Raw genomic sequence first — 13,185 nt, 5'->3', positions numbered from 1 at the left:
ACCTCAAGGGCAAAGCGGCTGTAGACGGGGGATGTAGCGGCGCTGCACGGCCGTGGGCGCGGCGCTGACAAGCGGTCGTTCCGAGCGGCAGCCAAGAGTCAGAAGCGGCAATAGCCGCCCGACGGACCCCCGCCCCTTCCCCGCGTCCCACCTTCATCGGGGGATGATCTCGGCCATTGCCCCCCCGTCCCCGTTCGTTAAGGTCCCCCCGCATCACAACAGGACCGTAACCTCATGCGTCTTCGCTCGATCTCGCTCGCCGCCCTTCTGGCGGTGATGGCTCCCGTCACGCCCGTGCTGGCCCAGACCTCCATCGCGCCGACCGCCGCCGCGCCCCAGGCCGCCGAGCTGCGCGCCGCGCCGGTGTCGCAGCTGGTCTCCGAGGTCAACATTCCGTGGAAGCGCTTCACCCTGGACAACGGCCTGACGGTGATCGTGCATGAGGACCGCAAGGCCCCCGTCGTGGCCGTGTCCGTCTGGTACAACGTCGGCTCCAAGGACGAGCCCGCCGGTTCGACCGGCTTCGCCCACCTGTTCGAGCACCTGATGTTCGGCGGGTCCGAGAACGCGCCGGGCAGCTATCTGGGCCGCATGCGGAACCTGGGGCCGTCGAACCTGAACGGCACCACCTGGTTCGACCGCACCAACTATTTCGAGACCGTCCCGACCCCGGCGCTGGAAACGGCCCTGTATCTGGAAAGCGACCGCATGGGCTATCTGCTCGGCGAGGTCGGCCAGGACGTGCTCGATCTGCAGCGCGGCGTCGTCCAGAACGAGAAGCGCCAGGGCGACAACGAGCCCTACGGCCTGTTCGAATACGCCCAGCTGGAAGCCCTCTTCCCCGAAGGCCACCCCTACCGCCACTCCACCATCGGCTCGATGGCCGACCTGGACGCCGCCAGCCTGGAGACGGTGCGCAACTGGTTCCGCGAGAACTACGGCCCGAACAACGCCATCGTCGTCCTGTCGGGCGACATCGACGAGGCCACCGCCCGCACCCTGATGCAGCGCTATTTCGGCGCCATCCCGCGCGGCCCGGTCAACACCCCGGCCCAGGCCGACGTGCCGACCCTCGCGGCGCCGATCGTGGCTGTCATGCATGACCGGGTGGCCAACACCCGCCTGACCCGCAGCTGGGCCGTGCCCGGCCTGCTCAGCGACGACGCCGTGCCGCTGGCCGTGGCGGCCCAGGTGCTGGGCGGCCTCGCCTCCTCGCGCCTCGACAACCAGCTGGTCCGCGACGAACAGACCGCCGTCTCGGCCTCCTCGTCGCTGTCGGACTTCCACCGCGTCGGCATGTTCGACATCTCGGTCGACGTGAAACCGGGCCAGGACGCCGCCGCCGTCGGCCGCCGCCTGGACGCCATCATCGCCGACTTCATCGCCCACGGCCCGACCGAGGAAGAGGTCTCCCGCGTCGCCACCCAGTACGTCGCGCGCCGCATCCAGGCCCTGGAGCAGGTGAACGGCAAGGCCAACGTCCTCGCCGAAGGCCAGCTCTATGCGGGCGATCCGGACCACTACAAGAAGGAGCTGGCCGAATACGCCTCGGTCACCCCGGCCCAGGTCACCGCCGCCATGCAGCGCTGGCTGACCCGTCCGGTCTACGACCTGACCATCGCCCCGGGCGAACGCGAAGCCTATGAGGAGGCCGCCGCCGCCCCGTCGGGCGCGACCCCGGTCCCGGCCGCAGAGATCCAGCGCGTCGCCCGCGAGCCCATGCCCGAGATCGGCCAGGTGCCGGACCTGCGCTTCCCGGCCGTCGAGCGCGCCGCCCTGTCGAACGGAATCAAGGTCGTCTACGCCCGGGTCGCCACCGTGCCCGTGACCCGCGTCTCGGTCGAGTTTGACGCCGGCTACGCCGCCGACCGCGCCGACCGCCTCGGCGCCCAGGCCATGATGCTGGACCTGCTGGACGAGGGCACCACCACCCGCGACGCCAATCAGCTGGCCCAGGAAGAGGAACGTCTGGGCGCCTCGGTCAACGTCGGCGCCACCATGGACCGCACATCGGCCGACCTGTCGACCGTGACCGCCAACCTGGCGCCGGGCCTGACCCTGCTGGCGGACGTCGTGCGCAACCCGGCCTTCGCCCCGTCCGAGATCGAGCGCATCCGCGCCACGCGTCTGGCGGGCCTGGCCAGCGAGCGCACCAACCCCGGCGCCATCGCCGCCCGCGCCCTGCCGCCGCTGATCTACGGCGAAGGCAGCCCCTACGGCCGCTCCTTCACCGGCTCGGGCGACACGGCCACCATCACGGCCCTCAGCCGCGCCGACCTGGTCGCCACCCATGACGCCTGGATCCGTCCGGACAACGCCACGGTCTTCATCGTCTCCGACCAGCCCCTGTCCGCGGTCCTGCCCCAGCTGGAAGCCGCCTTCGGCGACTGGCGCGCGCCCTCGACGGCCAAGGGGACCAAGGACTTCACCGCCGCCGTTCCGGCCACCACCAGCCGCATCGTCCTGATCGACCGCCCGCAGTCGCCGCAGTCGCTGATCTACGGCGGCGCGGTCCTGCCGGTCTCGGGCACCGACGACCTGCTGGCGCTCAACGCCGCCAACGTCACCCTGGGCTCGGACTTCCTGTCGCGGATCAACTCGGACCTGCGCGAGACCAAGGGCTGGTCCTACGGCGTGCGCGGCGGGGTCAACGCCCTGCAGCACCGCGTGCCCTACATCGTCAACGCCCCGGTCCAGGCCAACCGGACCGGCGACTCGCTCGCCGCCCTGATCGCCCAGTACGACCGCTTCCTGCAGACCGACGGCGTCACGCCGACCGAGCTGGAGCGCACGATCAACGGCAACACCCGGTCGCTGGCCGGCGGCTTCGAGACCTCGGCCCAGATCTTGGGCGCCCTGCGCTCCAACGCCCTGTACGGCCGTCCGGACGACTACCAGACCACCCTGGCCAGCCGCACCCGCGCCCTGACCGCGGCCCAGATGGACGCCGCCGCCCGCCAGGTCATCCACCCCGACCAGTTCGTCTGGGTCGTGGTCGGCGACGCCTCGGTCGTCCGCCCGCAGCTGGAGGCCCTCGGCCTGCCGGTCGAGGTGCGCGAGACGCGGTAAGAACCCGGTCACCCCTCCATCCCCGGGCCGCCCCGGGGATGGAGGCGGCGGCCCGGACCGCCTCAGGCGTGCCGGCTGTGGTGCCGCTCGGCCATGTACCGACCCGGAGACGTGCCCAGCGTCTTGCGGAACATCGTCACGAAGCTGGGCATGCTCTCGTAGCCCAGGTCGGTGGCCACCTGCTGGATCGACGCCCCGTCGGCCAGCCACTGGACCGCCAGAATGATCCCGAGCTGCTGACGCCAGCGCCCGAAGCTCATGCCCGTCTCGCGGCTGATCAGGCGCACCAGCGTACGCTCGCTCAACCCCACCCGCCTCGCCCATCCCTCCAGCGTGCCGCGCTCGGACGGCGTCGCCATCATCAGTTCGGCCATGGCGCGCAGCCGCGGATCGGTCGGCATGGGCAGGTGCAGGTCCTCGACCCGGGCCCCCGCGATCTCATCCAGCAGCACCGCGACCATCCGCGAGGCCGCGCCGCCTTCCTCATAGAGCAGCGGCAGATGCGCCGCCCGGACCAGCAGTTCACGCAGCAGGGACGTCACCGATACGGTGCAGCAGGCTTGCGGCAGCCGCACCTCCACGTCGGACGCGACGAAGGCGGTGCAGCCCTCCAGCACGCCGGTCGCCTTGATGGCGTGCAGCGCGTCGCCGGGAATCCAGACGGCGCTGCCCGGCGGCACGATCCACAGGCCGCCCTCGATCTCGACGCTGAGCGCCCCGCGCTGCACCAGAAGCATCTGCCCCTTGGCGTGGCGATGCATGTCCAGTTCGAACTCGCCCATGCCCTTTGACGAGACGCCGTAGACGACGACGGGCCGCGGCACCTCGTCAGGCTCCACCCAATCCGTTTCAGGGGATGCGTCCGTCAGAATGGGCATGGCGACGCCCTCCACGGGTTTGGCGCAAATGAATAACAATCAGTCCAGGCGTGGGAATGACGCCACGCCAGCCTCCCGGTACCCCTTCGCCATTGATCCGTCGAGGTCGCTCGGCCTCATCATTAGAGAAGGACGTCTCGTGGACGCTTTCAGCACCGGTCGCGTAGCCGAAACCTTGGGCGACGATCATCAGGACGCCGAACCGGCTGGCCGCGCGGGTCCCGGCCCAGCCCCTCTGGCTCCGAAGCCGCGCCAGGAAGGCCGTCTCAGCGGCATGCTGCGCCGCCTCCTCATGCGCCGCGCCACCGTCACGGCCAGCGAGCCGGTCGCCGAAGGCTTCCGCCTGATCACCCTGGAGAGCCCGGATTTCCGAAGCCTCGAATGGACCCCGGGCGACAAGCTCCAGATCGCGATGGGGTCCGTCTTCGTCGCCCGAACCTATACGCCGATCGAGTGGGACGCTGAGGCGGGCCGCGCCCGCATCCTCGCCTATGCCCACGGGGCCGGGCCGGGCAGCGACTGGATCCGCGACCTGAAGGCGGGCGACGCCTGCGACGTCTTCGGCCCTCGCGCCTCGCTGGACGTCAGCTGGATTACCGGCCCCGTCTTCCTGTTCGGGGACGAGACCGCCTTCGGCCTCGCCGCGGCTATGCGTCGGCAGGGCTATGCCGACAAGGTCGAATTCGTATTCGAGGTCAATGACATGGCCCAGACCCTCCGCGTTCTCGGCGCCCTGGATTTCCGGGCCTTCAGGCCGGTCGAGCGTCAGCCCGACGACGGCCACCTCATGGAGATCGAGACCCGCCTACCCGCGCTGGCCGCCTCCGGCGTCACCTTCGTCCTCACCGGCCGGTCGGTCGCGATCCAGCGCATGCGGCGCGTGCTGAAACGGCTGGAGCTTCCGGTGGAGCGGTTAATGACCAAGGCCTACTGGGCGCCCGGCAAGGCCGGCCTCGACTGACGGAACGCTCCCGCTGGGCTACAAGCGCCCCATGCCCTCCATCCTCTTCGTCTGCCTCGGCAACATCTGTCGCTCGCCGCTGGCCGAAGGCGCCCTGCGCGCCGAGGCCGCGCGGCTCCGCCTCGACCTGATCGTCGACTCCGCCGGCACCGGGAACTGGCATGCGGGCGAGCCGCCGGATGAGCGGGCCCAGCGGACGGCGCTCAAGCACGGCGTCGACATCTCGGCCCTGCGCGCCCGTCAGGTGCGCTCCGCCGACTTCCGCCGCTTCACCCACGTCATCGCGCTCGACCACGAGAACCTGGCCAACCTCAGGAAGCTCGCCCCCGCCGACGCCACCGCCCACCTCAGCCTCCTCCTCGACCACGTCCCCGGCCGCGAGGGCCAGGCCGTGGCCGATCCGTGGTTCGGCGACGAGGCGGGCTTCGAGGTGACCTGGGACGAGGTGACCGCCGCGGCCCGCGCCCTGGCCGCCGACCTCAGCCGCGCCCGGTGATCCTGCGCCAGATCCGCTTGCGCGCCTCGAACACCGAGACGCCCAGGGCGGCGGCGCTGATCCAGAAGGTCGCCTCGGTCGCCACGGCGGCGACCACCGCCAGGATCAGCCGGGTCGTCTTGCCGACCTCGAGGTACAGCCCGACCCCCAGCGCGATCCAGCCGCAGACGGCGCACACCCCCAACAGGGCGGCCAGGGTCCAGAGGAATTTGCGCCCCTTGCGAACCCCGGACGGGGCGGCGGCGACGGTCTCGGGGATGGGATCGGCGGACATGGACGGCGGCTCCTTCAAAAAACTCGGTCCTGATCCGAAAGTCCCGCCCGCTTTCGGAGTCTTTCAGACCGAGGGCGGTTTTCCGGAACGCCGCCGATGAGGGACGCGGGATTGGGCAGGGACCAGGGGTTCGAGGCGCTGGTCGCCGAGCACGGCCCGATGCTGCGCCGCATCGCCGGCAGCTACGAAGCTGATCCGGAGGTCCGGCGCGAGCTGGAGCAGGACATCCTGCTGGCCGTCTGGCGCGCCCTGCCCCGCTTCCGGGGCGAGGCGCCGGTGCGCGCCTTCCTGGCCCGCGTCGCCCACAACCGCGCCGTCACCCACGTCTCGCGCGAGGCCTCGGCGCCGCGCCGGTCGCCGCTGGACGAGGCCCTGCCCTCCGCCGATCCCACGCCTCACGACCGGGTCGAGGCCGACGACCTGCGCGAGCGGCTGGCCGACGCCGTGCGCGCCCTGCCCCTGTCGCTGCGCCAGCCCGCCAGCCTGACGCTGGAAGGCTTCAGCCCCGCCGAGATCGGCCAGATGCTGGGCCTGAACGCCAACACCGTCTCCATCCGCCTGACCCGCGCCCGCGCCGACCTGCGCGCCGCCCTCAATCCGGAGGCCTCGCGATGACCCGACCCGACGACTGGAGCGACCTGTCGCAGGTGTGGACGGCGCCCGAGGCCGCATCCCCCGCCTTCATCCCCGCCGACCTGGAGCGGCAGGTGCGCCGCCGCGCCCTGCTGGCCACCGTCAACTTCCACGTCGAGGCCTGGGGCGCGGTCCTCGCCGGCGCCGTCAGCGGCTGGGTCGCGTTCCGGCATGACGCGCCGCTGCTGGGCTCCGCCGGCCTGGTCTTCGCGGTCTTCGCCCTGGTCGCGACCGTCTGGGCCCGGCGCGGCGCCGTTCCGGGAGAGGCCGAGACCCCCGCCGCCGCCCTCGCCGCCGCCATTCGCCAGGCCCGCTCCGGCCTGCGCTGGGCGCGCGCGGGTCAGGCGATCTGCGTCGCCGCCCTGCTCTTCCTCGCCGCCGTCGGCGTGACCTATCCGAACGCCGCCCTGCCGATGATCTATCTGGGAAGCTTCGTCTTCCTGGGCGCCATGGCCGTCTTCTACGAGCGGCACGCGCGGCGCTGCCGGCGCCGCATCGCGATCCATCAGGCGGCGCTGGAGGAACTGGAAACGGTCTGACCCAACATTCCGCTCATCCCCGCGAAGGCGGGGCCCCGGTTCTGTCCAGCGGGACGCCGGCGTTTCAGGACTGGCGGACGGCTTTGAACCTCGCCGGTCCATCACCCAAGGCACGAGGTCCCCGCCTTCGCGGGGATGAGCGGATCTAAACGGTCCATCGCTCCACGATCCCCGTCGCCCGGCCGCCCGAGACCACCGCCCCGCCCGCGATGGCGTAGACCGTGTCCTCGACCCCGATGCCGACCAGGCCGTGCCGCGGCGTGCGCATGTCGGGGCCCCGTGTCCAGGCGTCGTCCGCCAGGGTGTAGACCCAGGTCTCGCGAAACACCCCGCCCCCGCCGCCTTCGCTCCGGGGCCGGAACCATTCGCCGCCGAAGGCCACCAGACGGCCCGAAACCGCCGCCAGGGCCAGTCCGCCGCCGACCTGCTGGCCCGAGGCTTCCGACATCGGGATCGGCGCCAGGGTGTCCCAGCGGTCCTCGGAGGGAGTGTAGCGGTCCAGCCGCCCCGTGCCGCCGCCGCTGACCGTGCGCCCGCCCGCGACCCAGATGGCCCCGTCCAGCGCCGCGGCGGCCGCGCTGTTGCGCGCCATCGGACAGGGCCGCCCCACCTCCCAGCGGTCGTCGCCGACGCGGTAGATCAGGTGCCGGTCGGTGTCCGCCTGGTCGTTCCAGTTCCCGTTCGCCGCGCCCGCCGGGGTCCGGCCGGTGATCAGGTGCAGGGTCTCGCCCCAGCCCACGCCCACGGCCTCGGCCTGGGGCGACGGCAGGGGCGCGATGGGCTTCCACGCCCCCTCGGCCAGGACCCAGCCGGTCGTCGTATTGGTCCACTCCCCCGCCTCGCTCCGGGCATAGCCGCCCATGACGTACAGGTCGGCGTCGCCCGCGATCAGCATCGGATGGTGCCGGGGCGCCGGCAGGCGGGGCCCCTGCCGCCACCGGCCGGTCCCGGGCTCCAGGATCGCCACCCGGTCCTCGATGTGCAGCGGCTCGCCCGGCCGCGCCATCAGGCCGCCCGCGACATAGATGTCTCCCGCGTGCTGGGCCGCGTAGATCTCCTGGACCGGCCAGGGCATGTCCGGCCCGGCGGTCCACTCGCCCTGCCGCGCTCGCGCGGCGGCGGGGGCCAGGGTCGCGGCCCCGGCGACGGCGCCCGCGCCGGCCAGGAAGGTCCGCCGATCGATCTCGCTCATGCCCAACCCCTTTTCCCGCCCTGTTTCGAAGCTATACTGCCGCCGTCCAACCCCTCCGGGAAGCCTATGTCCGAGATTGTGCGAAAGGCCTGAGGCCTCGCAGCATCGCCTGTGAAGAGCCTCTGAACCGCACGTCGGCGTGATTGCGCCGGCGCGTCTCTTCACGCCTTTCCGGACATTCCGAAATGAACATCTCCCGTGCGGAGCAACGCACGCTGCACGCCCTGGCCCAGGGCGGCGGCATCGTGCTCGAACGCGACGACAGCGGCCGCATCCTGCGCGCCGACTGCTTCACCCGTGACGGCTTCCTGCTGACCGACTGCACCCTGTCGGTGTGGAAGAAGCTGAAGACCAAGGGGCTGATCCACTCGCTGGGCGGCGGCCCCTACCGGGTCAACCGCGACGGCCTGGCGCGCATGCGCAGCCAGCTCGACAACCGGGTCTCGGCCCGCCGCTGACTGGGCCTGAGAAGGACGCGCGCGGCCTACGGGTCCCGCGCGTCCACCCCCTACGTCCGGATTTGACGCATCCGCCCCCTACAGTGCCGCGTCATGACCGAGACCTATCGCATCCGATCCGCCCAGACCTGGGTCCAGGCCCGCGACGACTATCTGGCCGGCATGGACGCCGAGACCGTGTGTCGCCGCCATGACCTGGGCCTGTCGGCCTTCCGCCGCCGCGCCCGCAAATACGGCTGGCGGCGCGTGGATCAGGACGACGCCGCGCCCGGCGATCCGGACCTGTCCATCTACGCCGACATCACGCCGGACGATCAGGTCGAGACGGCCCGGCTGCGCTTCGTCCAGGCCCTCAGCCAGGGCAAGGCGACGGAGGCCGTGCGCTGGCGCCGGCTGTGGCTGGAGCTGCGCGACGCGGTCGACGCCATGGACGCCGAGATGTTCCCGGGCATGAGCCGCGCCCAGATCAATGCGATCCTGGCCACCGACCAGCGCGAAGACGACGAGACCGAGGAAGAGGCCCGCCTGCTCGCCATGCCCTCGCGCGAAGGCTCCGCAGCTCACCCCGTCTCAGTTGAAAAAGTGCACGATGTGCACTCCATTTTTTCCGGAGGCGGACGCACGGTCCCCGTCCCGCCCGGATTCAGCCCGCCGTCGGCAGGGCCCTGAGGAACAGCACCCGCGCCGCGCCGTAGTCGCGGGCGTCCAGCCGTTCATATCCCGGCGTCTCGATCTCCGGCTCGTCCGAGCCGCGCTCGAACACGACCGTCGCGCCGGGTTTCAGCCAGTTGCCTTCCAGCAGCCGCGCCAGCGTCTGTTCGCCCAGGCCCTTGCGGTAGGGCGGGTCCAGGAAGGCGATGTCGAAGGCCTCGCCCGCCGAGCCCGGGCGCACGCCCAGGTCGGTGGCGCTGCGCCGGTGCACCCGCGTGCGGCCCATCAGGCCCCAGGCGTCGGCGTTCTCGCGGATGGCCCCGCGCGCCTCGTCCTCGATCTCGACGAACAGGGCGAAGGCCGCCCCCCGGCTGATCGCCTCATAGCCCAGGGCGCCCGAGCCCGCGTACAGGTCGATGACCCGCGCCCCGTCCAGCGGCTCGGCCCAGGCGGCGTGTTCCAGCACGTTGAAGATGGCCTGCCGCGCCCGATCCGAGGTCGGGCGGGTGCTCTGCCCTTCCGGCGCGGTGATGGCGCGCCCCTTCAGGGTGCCGGCGACGATCCGCATTCAGCCCTCGCCCGCGAACAGGGCCTCGACCTCCGCCCCCGTCAGGCGCGGGCGCTCCCCGGCGAAGGCGTAGTTGCCCGGTTTGGAGTCGATATAGATTTCGTTCTCGAAGGTGAACGCGCCCGGATCGTCGAACGCCTGGATCGACACCATGGTCATCCCGCCGGCCTTCAGCCGCCAGAACAGGCCGGCGCCGCAGGTCGGGCAGAACTGCCGCTCGGCCCACTCCGACGAGTCATAGGTCGACAGCGGCCCGGAGACCTCGACGCTGTCCCCGCAGTCGGCGCTCAGGGACACGCCGCCGGACACGCGGCGGCAGTTCTCGCAATGGCAGGCGTGCATGCCGCCCTGCGGAACCGCGGTGAAGGTCACGGCGCCGCACAGGCACCGGCCGGACAGGCGGGCGTCGCTCATCGTCTCTCCTCCAGGACCCTAGCGGGAGCCACCGCGCGGGCCCGAGCGCGGACCCGAGGGGCGCGAGCCGCCGGGACGCGCCGCGCCGCCGCCGGCCGGCTTGCCGAAGCTGCGCCCGCCCGCGGGCTTGCCGCCCGGCTTGGCGCCGAACGCGGGCTTGGCCCCGAAGGCCGGCTTGGCGCCCGGCTTGCCCGCCGAGCTGCGAGGCCCGCCGGCGCCGCGCGGCTTGTCGATGAACTGGTCGGCCCGCGGAGTGAAGGCGCGCTTCGGCCGCTCGCCCCGGTCGCCGTCCTCGGGCTTGGCGGCGGTGGTGCGTTCGCGGGGCTTGAAGGTCTTGCTGTGCTCGAACTTGGGCTTGGCCTTGGCCCAGCCCTCGCCCTTGGGCGCCCGGCGGCCGGTCTCGCCGCCTTCGCCCGAGGCGGCCTCGGCTGCGCGGGTGCGGCTGGGCTTGCGCGAGGGGTCGGACATGGCCGAGCCGGACGCGCCCTTGACGATCGGCGCCGAGGTCCGGCGGCCCGGGATCGGCGCGGGCGTCGACACCGTGTTGCCGGTGGGCAGGTTCTCGGGGCGGATGTGCTCGGCCAGCATCTCGCGGATCACCCGCGGGCCGACCTCCTCGACCGAGCCGATCGGCAGGGTGCCCAGCTGGAACGGACCATAGGCCAGGCGGATCAGGCGGTTCACGGTCAGGCCCAGGTGCTCCAGCACCTTGCGGACTTCCCGGTTCTTGCCCTCGGTGATCGAGACGCTGATCCACAGGTTGGCGGGGCCGCGGCCCTCGCTGTCGCTCTTCTCGACGGCCTTCTCCAGCCGGGCCTCGATCGGGCCGTAGCGGACGCCGTCCACGGTCACGCCGTCCTTCAGCGAATCAAGCTGCAGCTGGGTCACCCGACCCCGGGCGCGGGCGCGGTACTGACGCACCAGCTCGGTCTGCGGCAGCTCCAGCGCGCGGCTCAGCTCGCCGTCGTTGGTCAGGATCAGCAGGCCCTCGGTGTTCAGGTCCAGGCGGCCGACCGAGATCACCCGCGGCAGGTTGCTGGGCAGGGCGTCGAACACCGTCGGGCGGTCCTGCGGGTCGTTGTGCGAGGTCACCAGGCCGGCGGGCTTGTGATAGCGCCAGACGCGGGTCGCCTGGGCGGCGCCGATCGGCTTGCCGTTGACCGTGATCACGTCGTCGCGGGTCACCAGGGTCGCGGGCGTGTCCAGGATCTTGCCGTTCACCGCCACCTTGCCCAGGCCGATCAGGCGCTCGACCTCGCGGCGCGAGGCGATGCCCGCCCGGGCCATGGCCTTGGCGATGCGCTCGCTGCGCTTGGGCGCCTCGTCGGCGGCGGGCTTGCCGCCCGGCTTGGAGCCGAACTTGCCCGCGGGCTTGTCGCCGCCCGGCCCGTCCTTGCGGGGGCCCTTGGCGAAGGGTTTGCCCTTGGCGGGGCCGCGCGCGTCCTCCGCGCCTTCGACGCGTTTGACGTAGGGTTTGCGGGGGCCGTCGCGGCTGTCGTCTTGACGCGGGCGCGGCTTCTTGTCGTTGTCTCGGGGATGGAAGGCCATGATGAGCGGTTCATGCACATGGCCTTGGCCTGTGCGCAAGCGGCGGCGGACGCCGGCGAGACCCCGGTGGGCTGCGTCATCGTCGACGAATCCACCGGCGAAGTGGTCGCGGAAGGCCGAAACGGCCCCATCGGCGCCCACGATCCGACCGCCCACGCCGAGATCGTGGCGATGCGCGCGGCGGCTCAAAAGCTTGGCAACTACCGGCTCACCGGCCTGACCCTCTATGTGACGCTGGAGCCCTGCGCCATGTGCGCCGGGGCCATCAGCCACGCCCGCATCGGCCGCGTGGTCTGGGGGGCGGACGATCCCAAGGGCGGCGCCGTGGCCCACGGCCCGCGCTTCTTCGACCAGCCCACCTGCCACTGGCGGCCCGCCGTCCAGGGCGGCCTTCTGGCGGCCGAGGGCGGCGACCTGCTGCGGTCCTTCTTCCGCGCCCGGCGCAAAGGAACGGCGTCCGACACGGCGCGTTGATCCGCCGACCCTGTAACGGCAAGGCTTGCTCCGCATGAAGATCCTGATCGCCCCGGCTCTCGTCGTCCTGATGGCGGCGGCGGCCTGCGGACCGAAGCCCTCCGAGGCTCCGAGCGACGGCGATTCGGTGCGCGAGCGGGCGCAGGAGGCCCAGACCGCGCGCCGCCGCACCGGGGCCGAGGTCCAGGACCGCGCCCTGAACCGCGTCATCCGCACCGTCTACCTGTGCGCCAACAGCGAACGCCTGTCGGTCGATTTCGACAATCCGCGCCAGATGGCCACCGTGCGCAACTCCGGCGGCGAGGCGGTCGACCTGTTCCAGGAACGCTCGGCGGACGGCATCTGGTACCGCGCCTCCGGCTATGAACTGCGCGGCAAGGGCATCCTGGCCACCTGGACCGCCGACGGCCAGCCGCCCACCGACTGCCGCGCGGTGGACTAGCCGAAGGCCGCCAGCCGCGCGTCCAGCTTCGCCCGCACCTCGGGCCAGTCCTCATCCAGGATCGCGAACTGGGCCGTGTCGCGGATGCGGCCGGTGAAGGTGATCTTGTGCTTGCGCAACACCCCTTCGTCCCGAGCGCCCAGCTTGCGGATCGCCGCGCCGCTTGCGGGGTTGAGGGCGTCGGTGATGATCTCGACCCGCACCGCGCCCGCGTCGAAGGCGTGGCCCAGCAGCAGGCGCTTGCAGGCCGGATTGACCGCCCCGCCCCGCGCCTCGGGCCGGTAGAAGGTCGAGCCCAGCTCACACCGACGATAGTCGGGCTTGATCTCGTACAGGCTGGTCGTGCCGACCAGGGCGCCGTCCGCCTTGCGCCGCACGGCCCAGGCGATCCGGCTCCCCGCCGCCATGGCGGACAGGGCCGACGCCCACCAGTCCTCGAAATGCGGCCCATAGGCGGCGCTGACCATGATGTCCCAGGCGGCCGGATCGCAGTCTAGCGCCGCCCGGACCTCGTCCTTCAGAGCCTCCGTGAACGGCTCCAGCCGCACGAAGCGGTCCTGCAGGACCTCGGTCCGCAGGATCATCCGG

At 72.0% G+C, this 13,185-nt stretch carries 16 protein-coding genes; 9 read left to right on the top strand and 7 right to left on the bottom strand.

Features of this window, described 5'->3' with window-relative positions; all coding sequences use genetic code 11:
* The first annotated feature begins 234 nt into the window (after positions 1 to 234).
* A complete protein-coding gene (locus AC07NB_RS01630) occupies positions 235 to 3,069 on the top strand; it encodes a M16 family metallopeptidase (RefSeq protein WP_494571500.1) in 2,835 nt (944 codons plus the stop codon).
* Between the two features lie 62 nt (positions 3,070 to 3,131).
* On the opposite strand, the gene AC07NB_RS01625 is transcribed toward AC07NB_RS01630, so the two are convergent.
* Positions 3,132 to 3,947, bottom strand: a complete 816-nt coding sequence (locus AC07NB_RS01625) for an AraC family transcriptional regulator (RefSeq protein ID WP_291839476.1) — start codon at positions 3,945 to 3,947, stop codon at positions 3,132 to 3,134.
* Positions 3,948 to 4,221: 274 nt separating this feature from the next.
* Here AC07NB_RS01625 and AC07NB_RS01620 point away from each other — a divergent pair, with 274 nt between their 5' ends.
* Complete coding sequence (locus tag AC07NB_RS01620) at positions 4,222 to 4,908, top strand: siderophore-interacting protein (RefSeq protein WP_494571499.1); 687 nt, start codon at positions 4,222 to 4,224, stop codon at positions 4,906 to 4,908.
* 31 nt (positions 4,909 to 4,939) lie between these two features.
* The gene (locus AC07NB_RS01615; RefSeq protein ID WP_494571498.1) at positions 4,940 to 5,404 is read left to right on the top strand and encodes a low molecular weight protein-tyrosine-phosphatase; all 465 of its coding nucleotides are present in this window, start codon (positions 4,940 to 4,942) and stop codon (positions 5,402 to 5,404) included.
* Here AC07NB_RS01615 and AC07NB_RS01610 read toward each other — a convergent pair.
* Positions 5,388 to 5,678 (bottom strand): hypothetical protein, encoded by a 291-nt coding sequence (locus AC07NB_RS01610; RefSeq protein ID WP_494571497.1) that lies wholly within the window; start codon positions 5,676 to 5,678, stop codon positions 5,388 to 5,390. The genes AC07NB_RS01615 and AC07NB_RS01610 overlap by 17 nt on opposite strands.
* A gap of 96 nt (positions 5,679 to 5,774) precedes the next feature.
* On the opposite strand from AC07NB_RS01610, the gene AC07NB_RS01605 reads away from it, so the two are divergent.
* Together AC07NB_RS01605 and AC07NB_RS01600 are read left to right on the top strand one after the other, a co-directional pair.
* The gene (locus AC07NB_RS01605) at positions 5,775 to 6,293 is read left to right on the top strand and encodes an RNA polymerase sigma factor (RefSeq protein ID WP_494571496.1); all 519 of its coding nucleotides are present in this window, start codon (positions 5,775 to 5,777) and stop codon (positions 6,291 to 6,293) included.
* Positions 6,290 to 6,850: a hypothetical protein gene (locus tag AC07NB_RS01600; RefSeq protein WP_494571495.1), complete on the top strand. Its 561-nt coding sequence runs from the start codon at positions 6,290 to 6,292 to the stop codon at positions 6,848 to 6,850. Before AC07NB_RS01605 ends, AC07NB_RS01600 begins: the two co-directional genes overlap by 4 nt.
* Before the next feature lie 145 nt (positions 6,851 to 6,995).
* Here AC07NB_RS01600 and AC07NB_RS01595 read toward each other — a convergent pair whose 3' ends face one another.
* Positions 6,996 to 8,042, bottom strand: coding sequence for a Kelch repeat-containing protein (locus AC07NB_RS01595; RefSeq protein WP_494571494.1), 1,047 nt, complete (start codon positions 8,040 to 8,042; stop codon positions 6,996 to 6,998).
* A gap of 185 nt (positions 8,043 to 8,227) precedes the next feature.
* On the opposite strand from AC07NB_RS01595, the gene AC07NB_RS01590 reads away from it, so the two are divergent.
* Both AC07NB_RS01590 and AC07NB_RS01585 read left to right on the top strand, forming a co-directional pair.
* Entirely contained in the window at positions 8,228 to 8,500 is a 273-nt protein-coding gene (locus AC07NB_RS01590; RefSeq protein ID WP_492313367.1) for a YjhX family toxin, read from the top strand.
* 93 nt (positions 8,501 to 8,593) lie between these two features.
* Positions 8,594 to 9,169, top strand: a complete 576-nt coding sequence (locus AC07NB_RS01585) for a hypothetical protein (RefSeq protein WP_494571493.1) — start codon at positions 8,594 to 8,596, stop codon at positions 9,167 to 9,169.
* Here AC07NB_RS01585 and rsmD read toward each other — a convergent pair.
* The 3 genes from rsmD to AC07NB_RS01570 are packed head-to-tail and all read right to left on the bottom strand — an operon-like array spanning position 9,144 to position 11,681.
* On the bottom strand, positions 9,144 to 9,719 hold the full coding sequence (gene rsmD / locus AC07NB_RS01580; RefSeq protein WP_494571492.1) for a 16S rRNA (guanine(966)-N(2))-methyltransferase RsmD: 576 nt from the start codon (positions 9,717 to 9,719) through the stop codon (positions 9,144 to 9,146). The two genes, AC07NB_RS01585 and rsmD, sit on opposite strands and share 26 nt — an antisense overlap.
* Positions 9,720 to 10,133, bottom strand: coding sequence for a GFA family protein (locus tag AC07NB_RS01575; RefSeq protein ID WP_494571491.1), 414 nt, complete (start codon positions 10,131 to 10,133; stop codon positions 9,720 to 9,722).
* 18 nt (positions 10,134 to 10,151) lie between these two features.
* A complete protein-coding gene (locus tag AC07NB_RS01570) occupies positions 10,152 to 11,681 on the bottom strand; it encodes a pseudouridine synthase (protein ID WP_494572554.1) in 1,530 nt (509 codons plus the stop codon).
* On the opposite strand from AC07NB_RS01570, the gene tadA reads away from it, so the two are divergent.
* Both tadA and AC07NB_RS01560 read left to right on the top strand, forming a co-directional pair.
* Positions 11,670 to 12,155 (top strand): tRNA adenosine(34) deaminase TadA, encoded by a 486-nt coding sequence (gene tadA, locus AC07NB_RS01565; RefSeq protein WP_291839590.1) that lies wholly within the window; start codon positions 11,670 to 11,672, stop codon positions 12,153 to 12,155. The genes AC07NB_RS01570 and tadA overlap by 12 nt on opposite strands.
* Before the next feature lie 34 nt (positions 12,156 to 12,189).
* A complete protein-coding gene (locus AC07NB_RS01560) occupies positions 12,190 to 12,597 on the top strand; it encodes an MliC family protein (RefSeq protein ID WP_291839588.1) in 408 nt (135 codons plus the stop codon).
* On the opposite strand, the gene AC07NB_RS01555 is transcribed toward AC07NB_RS01560, so the two are convergent.
* Positions 12,594 to 13,181, bottom strand: a complete 588-nt coding sequence (locus AC07NB_RS01555) for a GNAT family N-acetyltransferase (RefSeq protein WP_494572451.1) — start codon at positions 13,179 to 13,181, stop codon at positions 12,594 to 12,596. The genes AC07NB_RS01560 and AC07NB_RS01555 overlap by 4 nt on opposite strands.
* Positions 13,182 to 13,185 lie beyond the last annotated feature (4 nt).

This window comes from Brevundimonas sp. GW821-FHT09G01 (genome assembly GCF_059416065.1).
This window is presented reverse-complemented; position numbering and strand designations above follow the sequence as displayed.

What these genes read in the sequence shown, in the direction of transcription:
- AC07NB_RS01630 (WP_494571500.1), top strand. Translation starts at nt 235, where the DNA reads ATGCGTCTTCGCTCGATCTCGCTCGCCGCCCTTCTGGCGGTGATGGCT.
- AC07NB_RS01625 (WP_291839476.1), bottom strand. Translation starts at nt 3,947, where the DNA reads ATGCCCATTCTGACGGACGCATCCCCTGAAACGGATTGGGTGGAGCCT.
- AC07NB_RS01620 (WP_494571499.1), top strand. Translation starts at nt 4,222, where the DNA reads ATGCTGCGCCGCCTCCTCATGCGCCGCGCCACCGTCACGGCCAGCGAG.
- AC07NB_RS01615 (WP_494571498.1), top strand. Translation starts at nt 4,940, where the DNA reads ATGCCCTCCATCCTCTTCGTCTGCCTCGGCAACATCTGTCGCTCGCCG.
- AC07NB_RS01610 (WP_494571497.1), bottom strand. Translation starts at nt 5,678, where the DNA reads ATGTCCGCCGATCCCATCCCCGAGACCGTCGCCGCCGCCCCGTCCGGG.
- AC07NB_RS01605 (WP_494571496.1), top strand. Translation starts at nt 5,775, where the DNA reads ATGAGGGACGCGGGATTGGGCAGGGACCAGGGGTTCGAGGCGCTGGTC.
- AC07NB_RS01600 (WP_494571495.1), top strand. Translation starts at nt 6,290, where the DNA reads ATGACCCGACCCGACGACTGGAGCGACCTGTCGCAGGTGTGGACGGCG.
- AC07NB_RS01595 (WP_494571494.1), bottom strand. Translation starts at nt 8,042, where the DNA reads ATGAGCGAGATCGATCGGCGGACCTTCCTGGCCGGCGCGGGCGCCGTC.
- AC07NB_RS01590 (WP_492313367.1), top strand. Translation starts at nt 8,228, where the DNA reads ATGAACATCTCCCGTGCGGAGCAACGCACGCTGCACGCCCTGGCCCAG.
- AC07NB_RS01585 (WP_494571493.1), top strand. Translation starts at nt 8,594, where the DNA reads ATGACCGAGACCTATCGCATCCGATCCGCCCAGACCTGGGTCCAGGCC.
- rsmD (WP_494571492.1), bottom strand. Translation starts at nt 9,719, where the DNA reads ATGCGGATCGTCGCCGGCACCCTGAAGGGGCGCGCCATCACCGCGCCG.
- AC07NB_RS01575 (WP_494571491.1), bottom strand. Translation starts at nt 10,133, where the DNA reads ATGAGCGACGCCCGCCTGTCCGGCCGGTGCCTGTGCGGCGCCGTGACC.
- tadA (WP_291839590.1), top strand. Translation starts at nt 11,670, where the DNA reads ATGGAAGGCCATGATGAGCGGTTCATGCACATGGCCTTGGCCTGTGCG.
- AC07NB_RS01570 (WP_494572554.1), bottom strand. Translation starts at nt 11,681, where the DNA reads ATGGCCTTCCATCCCCGAGACAACGACAAGAAGCCGCGCCCGCGTCAA.
- AC07NB_RS01560 (WP_291839588.1), top strand. Translation starts at nt 12,190, where the DNA reads ATGAAGATCCTGATCGCCCCGGCTCTCGTCGTCCTGATGGCGGCGGCG.
- AC07NB_RS01555 (WP_494572451.1), bottom strand. Translation starts at nt 13,181, where the DNA reads ATGATCCTGCGGACCGAGGTCCTGCAGGACCGCTTCGTGCGGCTGGAG.